At 42.3% G+C, this 16,567-nt stretch carries 12 protein-coding genes; 2 read left to right on the top strand and 10 right to left on the bottom strand.

The window, feature by feature from the left end; genetic code table 11:
• Positions 1 to 2 precede the first annotated feature (2 nt).
• From HGJ98_RS05785 to HGJ98_RS05740, 10 genes are all read right to left on the bottom strand, one after another.
• On the bottom strand, positions 3 to 149 hold the full coding sequence (locus HGJ98_RS05785; RefSeq protein WP_291350111.1) for an oxaloacetate decarboxylase subunit gamma: 147 nt from the start codon (positions 147 to 149) through the stop codon (positions 3 to 5).
• A 452-nt stretch (positions 150 to 601) separates the two neighbouring features.
• Positions 602 to 1,366 carry a CoA-transferase subunit beta gene (locus HGJ98_RS05780; protein ID WP_291350110.1) on the bottom strand — a complete coding sequence of 255 codons (765 nt, stop codon included), beginning with the start codon at positions 1,364 to 1,366 and terminating at the stop codon, positions 602 to 604.
• Between the two features lie 6 nt (positions 1,367 to 1,372).
• A complete protein-coding gene (locus HGJ98_RS05775; protein ID WP_367142672.1) occupies positions 1,373 to 2,332 on the bottom strand; it encodes a CoA transferase subunit A in 960 nt (319 codons plus the stop codon).
• 113 nt (positions 2,333 to 2,445) lie between these two features.
• Complete coding sequence (locus HGJ98_RS05770) at positions 2,446 to 3,624, bottom strand: acetyl-CoA C-acetyltransferase (RefSeq protein WP_291350109.1); 1,179 nt, start codon at positions 3,622 to 3,624, stop codon at positions 2,446 to 2,448.
• Between the two features lie 82 nt (positions 3,625 to 3,706).
• Positions 3,707 to 4,552 (bottom strand): 3-hydroxybutyryl-CoA dehydrogenase, encoded by an 846-nt coding sequence (locus HGJ98_RS05765; protein ID WP_291350108.1) that lies wholly within the window; start codon positions 4,550 to 4,552, stop codon positions 3,707 to 3,709.
• Positions 4,553 to 4,701: 149 nt separating this feature from the next.
• On the bottom strand, positions 4,702 to 5,859 hold the full coding sequence (locus HGJ98_RS05760) for an acyl-CoA dehydrogenase family protein (RefSeq protein ID WP_291350107.1): 1,158 nt from the start codon (positions 5,857 to 5,859) through the stop codon (positions 4,702 to 4,704).
• 526 nt (positions 5,860 to 6,385) lie between these two features.
• Positions 6,386 to 8,503, bottom strand: coding sequence for an acetate--CoA ligase family protein (locus HGJ98_RS05755; RefSeq protein WP_291350106.1), 2,118 nt, complete (start codon positions 8,501 to 8,503; stop codon positions 6,386 to 6,388).
• An 85-nt stretch (positions 8,504 to 8,588) separates the two neighbouring features.
• Complete coding sequence (locus HGJ98_RS05750) at positions 8,589 to 10,586, bottom strand: TRAP transporter permease (RefSeq protein WP_291350105.1); 1,998 nt, start codon at positions 10,584 to 10,586, stop codon at positions 8,589 to 8,591.
• A 15-nt stretch (positions 10,587 to 10,601) separates the two neighbouring features.
• Complete coding sequence (locus HGJ98_RS05745; protein WP_291350104.1) at positions 10,602 to 11,603, bottom strand: TAXI family TRAP transporter solute-binding subunit; 1,002 nt, start codon at positions 11,601 to 11,603, stop codon at positions 10,602 to 10,604.
• Between the two features lie 230 nt (positions 11,604 to 11,833).
• A complete protein-coding gene (locus HGJ98_RS05740) occupies positions 11,834 to 12,991 on the bottom strand; it encodes an acyl-CoA dehydrogenase family protein (RefSeq protein WP_291350103.1) in 1,158 nt (385 codons plus the stop codon).
• A 476-nt stretch (positions 12,992 to 13,467) separates the two neighbouring features.
• Between HGJ98_RS05740 and HGJ98_RS05735 the strand changes: the two genes are divergently transcribed.
• Positions 13,468 to 14,274, top strand: a complete 807-nt coding sequence (locus HGJ98_RS05735; protein ID WP_291350102.1) for a biotin--[acetyl-CoA-carboxylase] ligase — start codon at positions 13,468 to 13,470, stop codon at positions 14,272 to 14,274.
• 128 nt (positions 14,275 to 14,402) lie between these two features.
• On the top strand, positions 14,403 to 16,502 hold the full coding sequence (locus HGJ98_RS05730; protein WP_291350101.1) for a sigma-54-dependent Fis family transcriptional regulator: 2,100 nt from the start codon (positions 14,403 to 14,405) through the stop codon (positions 16,500 to 16,502).
• The last annotated feature ends 65 nt before the right edge of the window (positions 16,503 to 16,567 follow it).

Genomic DNA, 16,567 nt, shown 5'->3' with positions numbered 1-16,567 from the left:
CTTCAAGATAAATTCTGTTTAGTAGGTTCCTTTTTCTTCTCTATGGCAATTGCAAGTTTTGAGCCCAAGATGACCATTATTAGTAAAAAGGTCATAACTAGAAAAACTCCTGATAATCCCGAAATAAAGACGACTAACGGTAATGACATATTCTCCTCCTCACCTCTCTTGTTCCATTTCTTTACTAACTTTTAGTTATTTAGACAGCAGTCTATTGTAAAACATATTACAGTCTGAATTTTAGCAAGCTGAAATACCCTCTATTCACCTCCTGAATTAAATCATCATTCGAAGGTCTTCAAATTTCCCACACATACGTTTTATAATGCAATATGCATGCCAATTTCCCTATAATCCGCACCATATATCGGACACGTATTTAATTGACTTATGAAACGCCGTGACACCAAGAGTTAACTGTACATTATAATTTTTGATAATTTTATAATCAATTCTTAAGTGCAACTTGTTAAACCTTTTAAGACAATAAAAACCATTAGCTGTTGTTTTTTCTGTACACCTTTCTACAAGACAATTGACGTTTTGTTTAGTCACAACTAGCAGGGCCAAGCGGGCCGATATGCTCAGCTTTCAGCCTTAATTAAACCATTAGACGTTGAGGGTCGACTTTATTTAGAAGAATATTGAGGATCTCTTGACTTGGAGGTTCAGCTTCCACAGCTCTGCTTATATCCATTTCAAAACCCGTATTTTCTTGAATCTTCTGCGGCGTAATTCCTGGGAAGTATTCAGCCAAATACATACGTTTCGTCTTATCGTCAAAACGCATGATCCCTAGTTCAGTAACCACGGCTTGCGGTCCTACTTCGGGCAGACCAGTCTTTTTACGACCATCCGGCCCATCGATCCAACCAGGGCTTGTTAAATAATCCACTTTTTCACAAAAACGACATTTCTGATGTTTCATCAAAATAATCGTATTACAATTCGTAGCAATTCCATTGGCTCCGCCACTACCGGTAAATCGGGTCTTAGGATGCCAATAATCCCCAATGCAAGTGGAGTTTAGATTACCAAAAGCATCTATCTGAGCACCACCTAGAAACCCAATATTAATCTTATTTTTCTTATATGCATTAGCCTGAAAACCAATGTATCGAACTTGGGACCATAGAGCGGAAGCAGTGTAGGATATTCTCATATCACTTACACTGGTAGGTACCTCGATAGGACCTCCATCAATCATTCCAGTTTCGAAGCAAAGACATACATTAGGAGCAGTACTGTTCTTAGCCAGACTGGCAGCTACCAGAGGTAGTCCCGTCCCAACAATAATGGTCGATCCATCTATTACCTGGCGTGCCATAGCTACCACCATCATTTGACTACTAGTATACTCTGCCACAACTTATCATCTCCTCTTTAGTCCAGGTACATAGTTAAATCCATTCTTAACTTTTAGTCCCATTAGACGGCTGGCCCCAAGTTTATTTAAATATTCATTATGGTCTTTAGTGCCATGGATCCACTCGTTTAGAAATTCTTCAAAGAGTTCATCATCGGCACTAACCTTATCATACATACGTAAGTACATAGCATCATAATCATAATAGTTTGTACACTGACTAGGATGAGCACCATAGGGTACTTCGACCACTGCATCAGGTATTACATGAGGTAATTGATTTCTCCAAGGTTCTCCCCGCAGTTCATCTGGATGCACGATTTGTTCGCAAGTGACTATACAATGGGTAGCAGCCATAGCCACATCCGTATCCAGGAAGATAGGGCCATCAATTCTACAGGTTCCGTCAGGAGCAGCTTGTTGGACATGAATAATACCGACGTCAATTTTAGGTGCAGGCAATAAACAAACTTTTTCGTTGGGATTAAATGGGTTGTCTATCACTTTCAACTTAAAGGGCGGAAGTTTAGGATCACTCTTATAAACCTCTTCCGGAATACCCCAATGATCTATCAAGCTCGATCCGAGCATGTTTTTAACAGGGACAAAGGGCAGCCCCAGTGCTGCTGCATGGTACATCATTGGCTGTACGTCTAATGTGTAGTCTTCCCAAAGGATCTTACCTTGTTCAACATACCTGCGGAAACGACGACTCACCTGGGTAAAGCCAGAATTAGCCATATAGGAATTAAAGAGCACTTTGACGCAGCCCGCCCCAATAAGCATGTCAGTGTCTCCTCCCCCAGGCCCGCCTTCTAAATACAGATCTTTAATACCTTGTCGAATAATCTCATGCACCGCTGCATACGGTTTTTTATTAGTTACGAATCCGCCCAGTACTATGTGATCTCCATCGTGAATATACTTGCTGACAGCTTCTTGCATTGTCATCACTTTGCTAATCACGGAACCCACTCCAATCTAAGTAAGTTGCTTTCATAAATAAAACAAAGGGTCTTTGCAAGCAAAGGTTCCCCTCATTTTAAAACTTATTCTATTGATGATAATGCTTATAACACCTAACGTTCTAAAATCAAGGCGATGCCTTGTCCTCCACCAATACATAGGGTGGCCAGTCCACGATGAGCATTTTTACGTTTCATTTCATGCAATAATGTGACGAGAATTCGCGTTCCTGAAGCACCAACAGGATGACCGATGGCAATTGCTCCACCGTTAACATTCGTTTTAGCCATATCAAGTTGTAACCCTTTAGCGACGCTTAGAGTTTGAGCGGCAAAGGCTTCGTTAGCCTCAACGATATCGATGTCTTCAATTTTAAGCCCGGCTTTTTCTAATGCCTTACGGCTGGCTGGGATGGGGCCTGTTCCCATAACTAACGGATCTACACCTGCTGAACCCCATGAGGTAATAGTAGCAAGAGGGGTTAAGCCTAGTTCAACAGCTTTCTCTTTGGACATAACTACTACGGCAGCAGCTCCATCATTGATTCCGGAAGCATTCCCAGCAGTAACGGTTCCATCCTTTTTGAAAGCACCTTTCAGTTTAGCAAGAGCTTCATAGGTTGCACCAAAGCGTGGAAACTCATCCTGAGAGACAACAACGGAATCTCCTTTACGTTGGGGAATGGAAACGGATACAATTTCCTCTTCGAACTTACCAGCTTTAATAGCAGCCTCTGCACGGTTTTGACTTGACACCGAATATCGATCTTGTTCTTCCCGTGAAAAACCAAACTGTTCTGCGATGTTTTCAGCTGTTATACCCATATGAATATTGTTCATAGCATCGGTTAATCCGTCATTAATCATAGTATCAATGATGTTGCTATTGCCCATCCGATAACCTGTACGAGCTTTAGGAAGTGCATAAGGTGCCAGAGACATGTTTTCCATCCCGCCTGCAACAACAATATCGGCATCCTCCGCTATAATAGCCTGGGCGGCACAAACTACAGACTTAATTCCAGATCCGCATACTTTATTAAGGGTCCAGGAAGGAACTTCCTGAGGTATTCCTGCTTTAAGAGATGCTTGGCGGGCAGTATTTTGACCTAGCCCAGCCTGTATCACATTTCCCATGATAACCTCATCAACTTGATCTGGTGTAATACCGGCTCTTATTATAGCCTCCTTGATGACAATTGCCCCTAAATCAGCAGCCGATATTTGACCTAAAGCACCTAAAAAGGAACCAACAGGTGTACGAACAGCACTTACGATTACAACTTCTCTCACTATGGTCATCTCCTTCATCGATATTAAATGCCTTCACGAACTCGAGTTATAGTTGCTAACTGTTCTATCAAAGACGCGTGAATTAGGCTTGATAGTTATAGAAACCACGGCCAGATTTCCGTCCTAGCCAGCCTGCTTTAACGTATTTACGAAGTAATGGGCATGGACGATATTTATCGCCTAGACCCTCATGAAGAACTTCCATAATGGATAAAACAGTATCCAGCCCGATGAGATCCGCTAACGCTAGGGGACCCATGGGGTGATTCATACCTAACTTCATAACATTATCGATTGCTTCTACAGTAGCTATGCCCTCATTAAGTGTACAAATGGCTTCATTGAGCATGGGGATGAGGACCCGGTTGGCGACAAATCCTGGGGCATCATTGACTTCTACAGGAGTTTTGCCCATGTCTATGCTTAAGGTTTCGATTGTTTTGTAGACTTCGTCGCTGGTTGCTAAGCCGCGAATAACTTCGACAAGCTTCATAACCGGAACGGGATTCATGAAATGCATTCCAATGACCCGATCCGGACGTTTGGTGAATGCTGCAATCTCAGTGATCGGTAATGAGGATGTATTGGTCGAAAGGATCGTATGTTCTGGACAAATGACGTCGAGTTGAGAGAATACTTGGGATTTTATAGCCATTTTTTCCACAGCAGCTTCGATAACTAAGTCTGCAGATACTGCATCTTGCAAAGAAATCGATTTAGTGATACGACCCAGAATAGCTCCTTTGTCTTCAGCTGTTAGTTTACCTTTTTCAACATTGCGGCTGAGGTTTTTATCAATAATACCGAGGCCCCTTATTACAAATTCGTCCTTAATATCATTTAGAATAACAGAATAGCCTGCTTGAGCAGCTACTTGAGCTATTCCGCCCCCCATTTGTCCAGCCCCTATGACCATGATTGTTTTCATAATTATCCCTCCATTTACCTTTTAAGTCTTGAATTGTTAGATAATTTTATTAATATATTAGTCAGACTTTATTTAATAATTAATTGCAAGCCTTGCTCTGCAAAGGCTTGCAATTTTCTTGCCAACTCGAGATAAACTATTACCAAGTTTTATCGGTTAGGTTGGTAACCGAGTTCAATACCCGAGATAATCTGCATATGAATGTTGGAAGTCCCTTCGAGAGTTTCAAACTGCTTGGCATCACGGAGCCATCTTCCACAAGGATATTCCGTCGAATATCCATAGGAACCATATATTTTCATAGCCATGTTGGCACCATGAACAGCTGCCATACAACCATATAGCTTAGCAATTGATGTTGCTTGCTGACTGGGCAAATTATTATCTTTTAGCCACGCTGCGTGATAAACTAGATATTTAGCCGCTTCATCTTCTAGCTTCATTTCAGCAAGTTGTGCCTGGATCATTTGATACTTACCAATGGGTTTACCAAACTGTGTTCGTTCATTGGCATATTGTACTGAGCCCTCTAAACAAGCTGCTGCAAGTGCTGCTGAACCAGTAGCGCAACCCATGCGTGTGTTGTTTAACATCCACATGCAAATTTGGAAACCTTTATTTAGGGGGCCTAAGAGATTTTCCTTCGGAATTACGGCGTTTTCAAACACTAGTTCCGAAGTTGGTGCAGGCCACATTCCAACTTTCGTGTGAATAGGAATTCTGGTAACCCCAGGGGTGTTATTGTAGTCAACAATAAAGCAGGATATCCCTTTAGTGCCTGCGCCCTTTTCAGTGACGGCATAGAGAAGCCCGACGTCACAAGTATGTCCTCCGGAAATCCACATTTTAGAACCATTGATCAACCAGTGATCTCCTTTATCTTCAGCAAAGGTCTTCATGCTAGCTACATCAGAACCGGTATTGGCTTCGGTTATAGCAAAACTGCCTACTGAAGTACCAGCGACCAGTCCGGGGATATACTTTTGCTTTTGCTCTTCAGTACCATATTGATTGATTGTCATAGCAGGACCCCAGCAGTTGCCGCTCACGCTCAATCTCCAGGAAGTATGCACCTTGGATATTTCATACAGAGCTAGAACCGCTTCCATCCAGCCCATGCCGTTTCCGCCGTACTCCTCAGGTATACTCCAGCCTAACAGGCCTAAATCGCCTAGTTTGGTTAGGATTTCCCTACGATAATAGTGGTTTTCTTCATCCTGTTCAACGAAAGGAGCTATTTCCTTTAGAGCGAAGTTACGAGCCATATCTTGTATCATTTGTTGATCTTCGGTCAATCCAAAATGCATTATTTTCCACTCCTTAGTTTTATGATAGTTATTATCTTCATTTAGTAAGACTTTCGACGTAACACAAAAAATAGAAGTACCCAAGGACTATACTTAGCTTCGGTTTCACCTCCATCGATTTGCTAATTTGCTGTTAACCGTAAGTATAACTGTTTCAAATACATCCATAATGATACCTGCACCACCGAGCGCATGTTTGGGTATTAACAATACCCAACAATCAACCTACTATATTATTAATGCAATACGCGTGCCAACTTTTGGATTACCTTTATCCGAAGCCCCCATGACCTTTATTCATGTAGAAAGTTCATATACTTATAAATTATTTTGGTTGGGTGGACTCATAATGTGCTAATTAATTGTGTGGTTTAACGTACAATTTCCGGTTTTGTGAACAATTGCTTAATAGTAAAAGGAAATATAAATACAATTATCTTAAGAATAAAAGGCCAAAAACGTCCTGATTATGGGACGTTTTTGGCCTTTATGTTACTATAACCAAGGATTAACCCTTCGTAACTTATCACCAGTGGTCCGATAGGCTTACTAACACTCCATCTAAGATTTTCGCACCTTTTCCTTGGGGCAGTACCGTTACTGGGTTTATATCAAGGCTTAAGAGGTCTTCACCAGCCTCTACAGCTAATTGACTGACTCCTAGCAGTATTTCCACTAAGGCTTCTTTGTCTACTGCCGGCCTGCCTCTGACGCCATTTAATAGCGCTGCCCCTTTGATCTCCTTCAACATTTCTTGAGAATCCTCACGACTTAATGGTACTGGTTTTAGAACAACGTCTTTGAGAACTTCTACAAAAATTCCACCCAAGCCGAACATAATCTGTGTACCTAACACCGGATCTCTTTGTAAACCTATGATTACCTCTACACCTTGCGGCACTTGTTCTTGCATCAAGATTCCATTAATCTTGGCTTGAGGATTGTAAATAATGCCTTTTTCCATAATTTCCTTAAACTTTGCTTCTACTTCTTGTGCAGAATTGATATTTACTGCCACTCCGCCCGCCTCAGTTTTATGCAGAATATCAGGGGAGTCAATCTTCATAACAACCGGGTAACCCATTTTTTCTGCTATAACTACCGCTTCTTCTGCACTTTTAGCAACAAATTCTTTGGTAACTGGCAACCCATAAAGTGCTAATATTTCCTTGGTGGCGTGCTCAGTTAACGCTTTACTACTTTCCTTAAGGGCCAATTGGATTTTAGCTTGTCGAACTTGGTCAATTTCCTCTGCTTGGGGTTTTCTCCAATTACGTTGAAAATTAGCGTACCGGTATAAGGCCCCCATGGCCTTAGCTGCCCGAGCAGGAGAGTGATATAAGGGGACTTCTGCATTTTTCAGAACATCAAATCCGGGCTTAGCTACTTGGCCGACGCTCCAACATACTACAACAGGTTTCTCTGTCCCTAGAGCTGCTTCAGCAATGTCCAAGCCAATTTTTTCTGCCATTTTGCCAGTAGCCATAGTTATAGCAACAATGAGCATATCTAATTCATCGGAAGCTAAGAGGATATTCAGACATTTCTTGAACTCCTCTCCTTGGTTAAGGGATTGAGCAGTGACATCTACTGGGTTTTGAGCACACCCAAAGGCCGGAATAACCTTCCGTACTTCTTCCTGTAGAGCCTCGCTTAATTCCGGCACTTGCAAACCCCATTCTTCCGAACGATCAGCTAATAAAATTCCTACTCCACCTGACATGGTTACAATCCCAATCTTAGCACCTTGAGGTAGTTTACCTGGCAAAAAGGCTTGGGCCAAGTCGATTACATCATCACTGTCTTTGGCCTGAAGGATACCCATTTTGTCAAAGTAACTATTGTAGGCTGCTCCGGAACCTGTTAAAGCTGCCGTATGCGTCGCTGCGGCTTTTTGACCGCTAGCAGAGTTACCAACCTTCAAAGCAACAATAGGCTTGCCTGCTTCTGCTGCCTTTTCAGCAGTCCTCTTGAAAGATTCTCCGTCTCTGAGACCTTCCAAGTATGTCAGGATAACTCTGGTACTTGGGTTTTCCACTACGTAGGCCAAACCTTCACCCGCAGTTGCATCCACTTCATTACCTGTAGTGATAACATAGTTGACACCAACCCCAGCCTCTTGTAGTAGATTAAATAACATAAAACCAACTGCTCCACTCTGGGATACTAACGCAACCGAACCTGACTTGATGCTATCCATTTCCATTGACGCACTAAAAGAGGCGATTAGTCCGGAAGAAACATTAAGAATCCCTAAGCAGTTCGGGCCAATTAAACGCATCCCAAATTCTTGGGCTATCTTGAGAGTTTCTGCTTGAATCTCCTTACCTTCAGCACCAGTTTCTGCAAAACCAGAAGAAAAGATTACAGCCCTCTTAATTCCTTTGGCGCCACAATCCCTTAAAATACTTGGCACCCGAGCTGCGGCCACGGCGATCAAAGCTAAATCTACTTGTTCGGGAATAGCGTCTACGGTGGGATAACAGGTAATTCCCCCAATTTCTTTGTACTTTGGATTTACGGGATAAATTTTTCCTAAATAGTTGTGTTTCAACAAATACTTTAATATTTTCCCATTAATACTCTTGAAATCCTGGCTAGCTCCAATAATAGCCACGCCTGTTGGTTCCATGAAATACTGCATGACTGTTTCTCCTCTCGAAAGTCGTGGTTCCTTAAATTATCCTAATAGCTGCCATATCCTGGCAGGCTATTAGGATTAATAGCTTCTAAACACTAACACCCTCTGTCTTAAGAGACTTGCGCGTGTAACTCTGCCAGAGGAATACAATTACTAATACCGAAATACCCAACGTATCCGTGAATAATCCCGGCTTAATCAGCCCAAAGGCAGCTATAAACAACAATAACCTCTGAAAAATATTAGTGTTAATTAGCATATACCCCTGTACTGCACAGGCTAAGGAAACAACCCCCACAGTAGCAGTTGCGAGTGCCAAAAGAATCTCACTTAACGTCCCCTGGGCTATTAAGGCTGGTGAATAAATCCATATATAGGGGATAAGGAATCCAGCGGCGGCTAGGCGAGCTGCAGTCCATCCCACTTTACTAGGACTGGCACCAGCAATCCCCGCTCCTGTAAAGGCAGCTAAGGCTACTGGTGGGGTTACGTTAGAGATATTGCCGAAGTAAAATACGAACAAGTGAGCCGCTAAAGGCGCAACCCCCAACTTGAGAAGAGCAGGAGCAGCAATAGTAGCCCCAACAATGTAAACCGCCGTCGTTGGCATTCCCATCCCAAGAATAATGGCTGTAATCATCGTCAGAATTAAGGTAGGGAACAAGTAGCCGTGAGCCAAGGCCAGTATATTATCTCCTAGTGTAATGCCAAGGCTGGTTAGAGAGGATACCCCAACAATGAAACCTACAACCGCCGTGGCAATAGCAACCCCAACACTCCCTTTGGCCCCCATTTCCAAGGCAATTAGAAAACTTCGCCAACTCATCCGAGTCGATTTGCGCAAGAAGCTAGCCCCAATTGCAACCAGAATCCCATAAAAGGCCGCATAGGTTGGTGTTACCCCTTTAACAAGGAGGTAAACAATTGCTATCAGCGGTAATATTAGATGTCCCCGCTCTTTTAGGACTATTTTCATATCTGGTAATTTATCACGCGGTACTCCCTCTAATCCAGTCTTACGGGCTTCCAAATGTACCATTGTGAATACTGCTAAATAGTAGAGAAAGGCAGGGATTAGCGCGGCAATCATAATGTCTTTATAGGGGATATTCAAGAATTCAGCCATGATAAAGGCTGCAGCTCCCATAATGGGGGGCATGAACTGACCCCCAGTGGAAGCAACTGCTTCCACTGCGGCAGCAAAATGAGGCTTATAACCTATGCCTTTCATCAGGGGAATGGTAAACGCACCAGTTGTAGCTACGTTGGCCACCGCACTGCCACTGATGGTTCCCATGATCCCACTGGCTACTACGGAGACTTTAGCCGGTCCCCCCGGAGAAGTTCCTGCTAAAGCCATAGACGAATCATTGATTAACTTAGCCATCCCTGTTTCCCCTAGGAAAGCACCGAATAGTATGAAAAGGAATATAAAGGTGGCCGAAACACCCAGGGCAACGCCGAAAATCCCCTCCGAACCGACGTACATGTGGGCAATAATCCGTTTAAGGCTGAAGCCGCTATGCCCAAAGGAACCAGGAATGTGTTGTCCAAAGTAGGCATAGAGGAGAAATATTAGGCCAAGAATCGGTAATTCTTTACCTAAAGCCCGTCGTCCCGCTTCAAACACTACAAAGATACCTAGGGCACCCATGATGTAATCTCGAGTAATTGGCAGGCCTCCACGCATTGCCAATTGCTCGTTGGCAAATACCATATAGAGGCCGGCTGCAATACTAAGAGCAATCATTGCCCAGTCCAGAATGCCCGGTTTGCCCCTCATCCCTTTCTTGCGAGCAGGATAAAGCAGGAAAATCAGCACCATAACGAAGGTCAAGTGAATAGAGCGAAGTTTAATAGCCTCTATCGTGCCGAAACCCGCTACCCACAAATGAAAAACGGAAAATGAAATGGCTATGGCAGAGATTAATAGTCCAAGCTTTGATCTTGAGTCAAAGGCTCGAACTTGGGATTCTTTATCGTATTTTTTCAGAAGTTCCTGGACGACGGCTTCTTCTGAAACGCTTTCATCTACTGACGATGTATTTAGCTTTTTGTCGTCACTCTTTCCTTGGTTATCGTCCATGAAACTAACCTCCTTTTAGTTCATTGCACCGATTTCTTTGAAGTATTTAATGGAACCAGGATGCAATGGCAGAGGACCCATCCCTTTACTAGCATTTTCTTTCTTGATGTTCTTAGTGATGGCATGTGCGTTCATCAAGTCTGGTATGTTTTCATAAATACCTTTTGTGAGGTCATAAACTAAATCTTCACTGAGATCAGCCCTTGTCAGTAAGAGATTGGCAAGAGCAACTGTGTGCACATCTTCCTCTTGTCCCTTGTAGGTGCCCTTCGGTATTACATATTCGTAATAAAAAGGATATTTTTTAATGATTTGTTGGATCATCTCTGGTTCTAGGGAGATAAGCTTGATATCAATTGAATTGGAAACATCCATGATAGCTGCCAGGGGCATAGCACCTGAGAAATTCGCAGCATCGACCTGCTTATTCTTCAACAGCTCGCTAGCCTCTGTGAATCCGACATAGTCAGCTTTCACATTAGCTTTATCCTTATCCCAGAAATTCAGGTCATAACCATCAAGGACTTCCTTAGAGTTTGTTACTGTTCCGCTTCCCGTGGCCCCAGGTGCAAATCTCTTTCCCTTCAGATCTTTGACCGAGTTGATTCCCGAATCCTTACGCACGACAATTTGTGTAACATTAGGATATAGGAAGGTCATGCCACGAAGGTCTTTGTTGGCTCGACCAGTGAATGAATCCTGCCCTTCATAAGCATATACAGCGACATTAGCCATAGTAAACGCAACTTCTGCTTCCTTTTGTTGTAAGAAGTTCATGTTTGCTGCACTGGCTTCTGTTGACTGGGCTGAAGCTTTCACTCCTGGAACCTTATCTGTCCAGATCTTTGCCATGGCATTTCCTATAGGATAATAGGCCCCGGATGTAGTTCCTGTGGCCACGTTGACTTTTTGTTCTTTAACGGAATCTTGACCAGGGCTTGCAGTGTCCTTACTACCACACCCGGACATGACAAGGGCTAAAACTGCAATCATTATTAAGCTTAGTAATTTACGCATAAATTTACCTCCTCTTAATGGTCTAATTTGAACTTTTGCAACCGATTTCCTCATAAGTCTTTATAGAACAGTCATAGGACTGTAAAGATGGTTCGGGTTCTTAACTAATTATTCAAATTAGTTTAAAGTTTTTAATTAATCTGAAAATTTAACTTAAAAATATGGTTTTCTCTCATTGCTTTTTAATAGATACCCTGTTCTATGATTAAAAGTCCTATTTCCTCTTCCGCCTACCGATTAGGTTGATAGCCAAGTTCGATGCCCGCAATAATCTGCATATGAATGTTGGATGTTCCTTCTAGAGTTTCAAACTGCTTGGAATCCCGGAGCCATCTGCCACAAGGATATTCTGTTGAATAACCATAGGAACCATATATTTTCATGGCCATGTTGGCACTATGAACCGCTGCGATACTTCCGTATAACTTTGCCATGGATGTTGCTTGCTGATTAGGCAGTTTATTGTCTTTTAACCATGCTGCATGATAGACGAGATATTTGGCAGCTTCATCTTCTAGTTTCATTTCCGCAAGCTGCGCCTGAATCATCTGATATTTCCCAATGGGTTTGCCAAACTGAGTTCGCTCATTGGCATATTGTACTGCACCTTCTAAGCAGGCTGCTGCAAGAGCTGCTGAACCCGTGGCGCAGCCCATGCGTGTGTTATTCAACATCCACATGCAGATCTGAAAACCTTTATTTAGCGGTCCTAAAAGGTTTTCCTTCGGAATTACTGCGTTTTCAAATACCAGTTCCGAAGTGGGGGCAGGCCACATCCCCACCTTTGTAAGAATCGGAATTCTGGTAACACCAGGAGTATTGTTGTAGTCAACTATAAAACAGGATATTCCCTTAGAACCTGCACCTTTTTCGGTGACGGCATAGAGAAGTCCCACATCACTGGTATGTCCACCGGATATCCACATCTTAGAACCATTTATCAACCAGTGGTCCCCTTTATCTTCGGCAAAGGTCTTCATGCTAGCTACATCCGAACCTGTATTGGCTTCAGTTAGAGCAAAACTGCCTACTGATGATCCCTTTACCAGTCCGGGGATATATTTTTTCTTTTGCTCCTCAGTACCATACTCATTTATGGTCATTGCCGGTCCCCAGCAATTGCCGCTGATGCTCAGTCTCCAGGAAGTATGAACCTTGGCTATTTCATAAAGAGCCAGAACCCCTTCCATCCAACCCATGCCATTTCCGCCGTACTCCTCAGGGATACTCCAACCCAACAGTCCCAAATTACCCAATTTAGTTAGAATCTCTCTACGGTAGTAGTGATTTTCTTCATCCTCTTCAACGAAAGGAGCAATTTCCTTTTGCGCAAAATTACGGGCCATATCTTGAATCATTTGTTGATCTTCAGTTAAACCGAAATCCATCGTTCGTCACCTCTAGTTACGCTTTTTTCCTTGAGTTATTGCTTTCAGACGTGATGCAAGAGTTAAATGCTTAGATTATTTTCAATTTCACCTCCTTGTATTTGTTGATCTGCGTTTGCCGTGTAAGTAGTCTAGTTGTTTCAAACTATAGATACCTGCGCCACTGGGTTCCAAATAATTGGGTACACGAATCGCAGTTACCACGTTTATTGAATATTGCAATAATTATGCCAATTCTGATTTAATTCAATAGACATCGGGTGAAATCCTCTATTCATCCCCAAAATTTTGAATTATTTCTTATTATATTTGTATGAGGCACACTCAAATCATTGAATAGATTGTATGGTTAGGAAGACAGCTTTCCGGTTTTACGAACACATTTTCTTTAATGTTATTAAATTATTTGACTGCAAGCATAGTAGGTGGTATTTTAATTCCAATTATTAATGTGTTCTAAAAGGGGGATTAATCTGATGAACTATAGATCCGTAAAGGAAGAGACTTACTTGCCACATAAGCATATCAGCCTGTTGGGCAAGGAACTATATCTATATCGGGAGGTCACTTCAACTAACAGTATCGCAAAACACATGGCTAAGTACGGGGCTGGCGAGGGCACTATAGTTATGAGCAGATCCCAATCCTCCGGGCGTGGCAGAATGCAACGCCACTGGTCCTGCCCACCTGGGAAAGGGCTTTTACTGTCCATGATATTAAAACCCGAAATCAGCGTGCAATTTGTTCCTCAGTTTACCCTTTTAACCGCCGTAGTTGTCGCCGAAACAATTAAAACTGTTACTGGCTTTAGAGCTGGAATCAAATGGCCTAACGATATTTATATAAACGGTAAAAAGGTCTGCGGAATACTTGCAGAGAGTAGTTTTTCAAGAGCTAAGATTGAGTACTTAATCATCGGCTTAGGCATAAATGTAAACCTAAGCATCCATCATCTTCCCCCTGATTGCCAGGACACCAGCACTTCACTAAGCTTAGAACTAGGCCAAAACGTTTCCCGTATTAAGTTGCTCAAACAGTTTATTATCAGCTGGGATGAACATATCCGAGGCTTTTTAAAAGCTGGCCACCCCTATCTTCGCAGTAAGTGGATTGAAAATAACGTAACCTTAGGACAAAATGTTACTGTGAACAAGGGCAATCATTCCATTAATGGACTGGCCCTAGATATAAGCGAAAAGGGTGGGCTAATTGTGCGATTATCTGACGGATCACTCCATGAGTACCTTGCTGAGGACGTCAGTTTAAGGAAAATTAATAAGTAATTATTCCAAATCAGCCGCGATAAGACTACATATTAGTCATTTTATAATACTTAAAAATATAGTATAATTATTCTGAAAATATAATCGACCTATAAGTACTGAGCAACGAGAGGGAGGAGAATAGCATAATGATGGTTCCCGAGAACTTAAATTACACTTCATGGCTAACCGTTAAACAGATGATGAATAAGCATTTTAGGGTTATTCATCCAGGGGATTCTCTTCGGACTGTAATCCAGTATTACCAGGATTCCAGGCTGGATACGCTTCCAGTTGTTGATAATAATAATAAGTTAATTGGCGTTTTCCCCAAGAAACGATTATATAAGGCCCTACTCGATGGTTCTAGCTTAGACGATCCTTGCACACCTTACATTGTGAATAAACCCATTTCTGTATCCTGGGACCTATGTTATGACGAAATCTCTATGGTAGTGCGTTCAAGCAAAAGCCTTGTTGATTATGTGGTGGTGGTTGACAATCATAGTAAGCCCGTTGGTATGATTGGAACAGCAGAATATCTTCGAGGAAGTCAGAAGGTAATTATGACGTCACACGTTCTGCTTGAGTCTATATTCAATGCAAATTATGAAGGTATTATCGTTATAGATAATAACGGTAAGATCTTAAGGATAAATCCTATCGCTGAAAAAATGTTTGGACTAAAGGCCTCGAAGATCAAGAATTCACACCTGGAACGCGTCCTCCCAGATCTTAAAATATTTAGTAAAGGAAACCGAGGAATTAAGCAGACCATACAGTCACTCCCAGTCATTGTCAGCCAAATGCCAATTATAGCGGATGATGTGCAGATTGGCACAAAAATTGCTTTTGTGGATATATCTGATATGGAAGAAATGGCTCGAGAATTAGAAATCATTAAGGACTTGCAGACCAATCTTGATGGAGTTCTGAATGCTTCCTCAGATGGTGTATTTGTTTCTGATGTAAAAGGTTTAATAAAGTATGTGAATGAAAGTGGCTGTCGACTTATTAATGATTCTGCAGAAGCAATGACTGGAATACCGATCAAAAAACTCTTATCGGAAGTTCCCGCAGAGGTAAGTAAAACCGGTGTTGCCGAAGTAGAAGAATGCATTATTAACGATAGAAATTGCATCGTTTCACATATACCTATTAACAAAGATATCTATGGTGAGACTGAGACCGTAGGTGTCGTCAGTACTGTCTATCTTGATGATAATAGACTTACTGAAGAAATCGCCCGTAAATGGCTCTCCTTAAGACAACAAGTCCAATATTATCGCGATGAACTTGAAAAGCGTGGTAATAGCTTTGATAATCTAGTCTCGAAAAATCAGGCCTTTATGAAAATGAAAAGTGACGCCCAGCGGATTGCTCGCAGTAGTTCAACGGTTCTTCTGACCGGAGAAAGCGGTGTAGGTAAAGACATGTTTGCTCATGCCATCCATGCCGCCAGTCCTCGTGCAAACCATCCATTTGTCAAAGTGAATTGCGCCGCTATCCCAGAATCTCTCTTAGAATCCGAACTCTTTGGCTATACTCCGGGTTCATTTACCGGAGCCTCCAAGAAAGGAAAGATTGGATATTTCACCCAAGCCCATGAGGGAACGATTTTCCTTGATGAAATTGGCGATATGCCTCTATCGATCCAGGCAAAGATATTGCAGGTCTTGCAAGATAAACAATTTATGCAGGTGGGCGGAGTCACCCCCGAAAAGGTGGATGTTCGTATTATCGCGGCCACAAATAAAAATTTACGGGACGCTATAAAAGAGGGAGCTTTTCGATTAGATCTTTATTATCGTCTAAATGTAATACAGTTTAATCTTCCTTCACTTCGGGAACGCTCCGAAGACATATTGCCTTTGGCCGATGTTTTTATAACAAAATATAATGAAATCTTAGGAGCTAATGTAATTGGCATAAGCCAAGCTGCACAAGATGCTTTACTGGTCTATTCTTGGCCAGGTAATATAAGGGAACTCGAAAACGCCATTGAACGAGCTGCTAACTATGTATGGGAGGGCGAGATTGGAATTGAACACCTCTCAGCGCAGATTTTTCAATTTGGCCAGAAGGTCCATGAACCCTCCTCCTATCGAGCGGTGTTGAGCGATGTTGATAAAGAAATGCTTATGGTTGCTCTAAAAAAAGCAAAGGGTAACAAGAGTGCAGCTGCTCGTCTACTTAAAATGAGCCGCTCCGCATTTTATGAAAAACTGGGCAAATACAATTTATCTTAAGAGTGAACTCGTTCAAGTTAAAAGAAAAACCGAGGCATGCGCCTCGGTCCTTTGTGTAGGAACTA

The organism is Desulfosporosinus sp. (assembly GCF_014237355.1).
Taxonomy (GTDB): domain Bacteria; phylum Bacillota; class Desulfitobacteriia; order Desulfitobacteriales; family Desulfitobacteriaceae; genus Desulfosporosinus.
The sequence above is the reverse complement of the archived record's forward strand: the minus strand, read 5'-3'. Positions and strand labels throughout refer to the sequence as shown.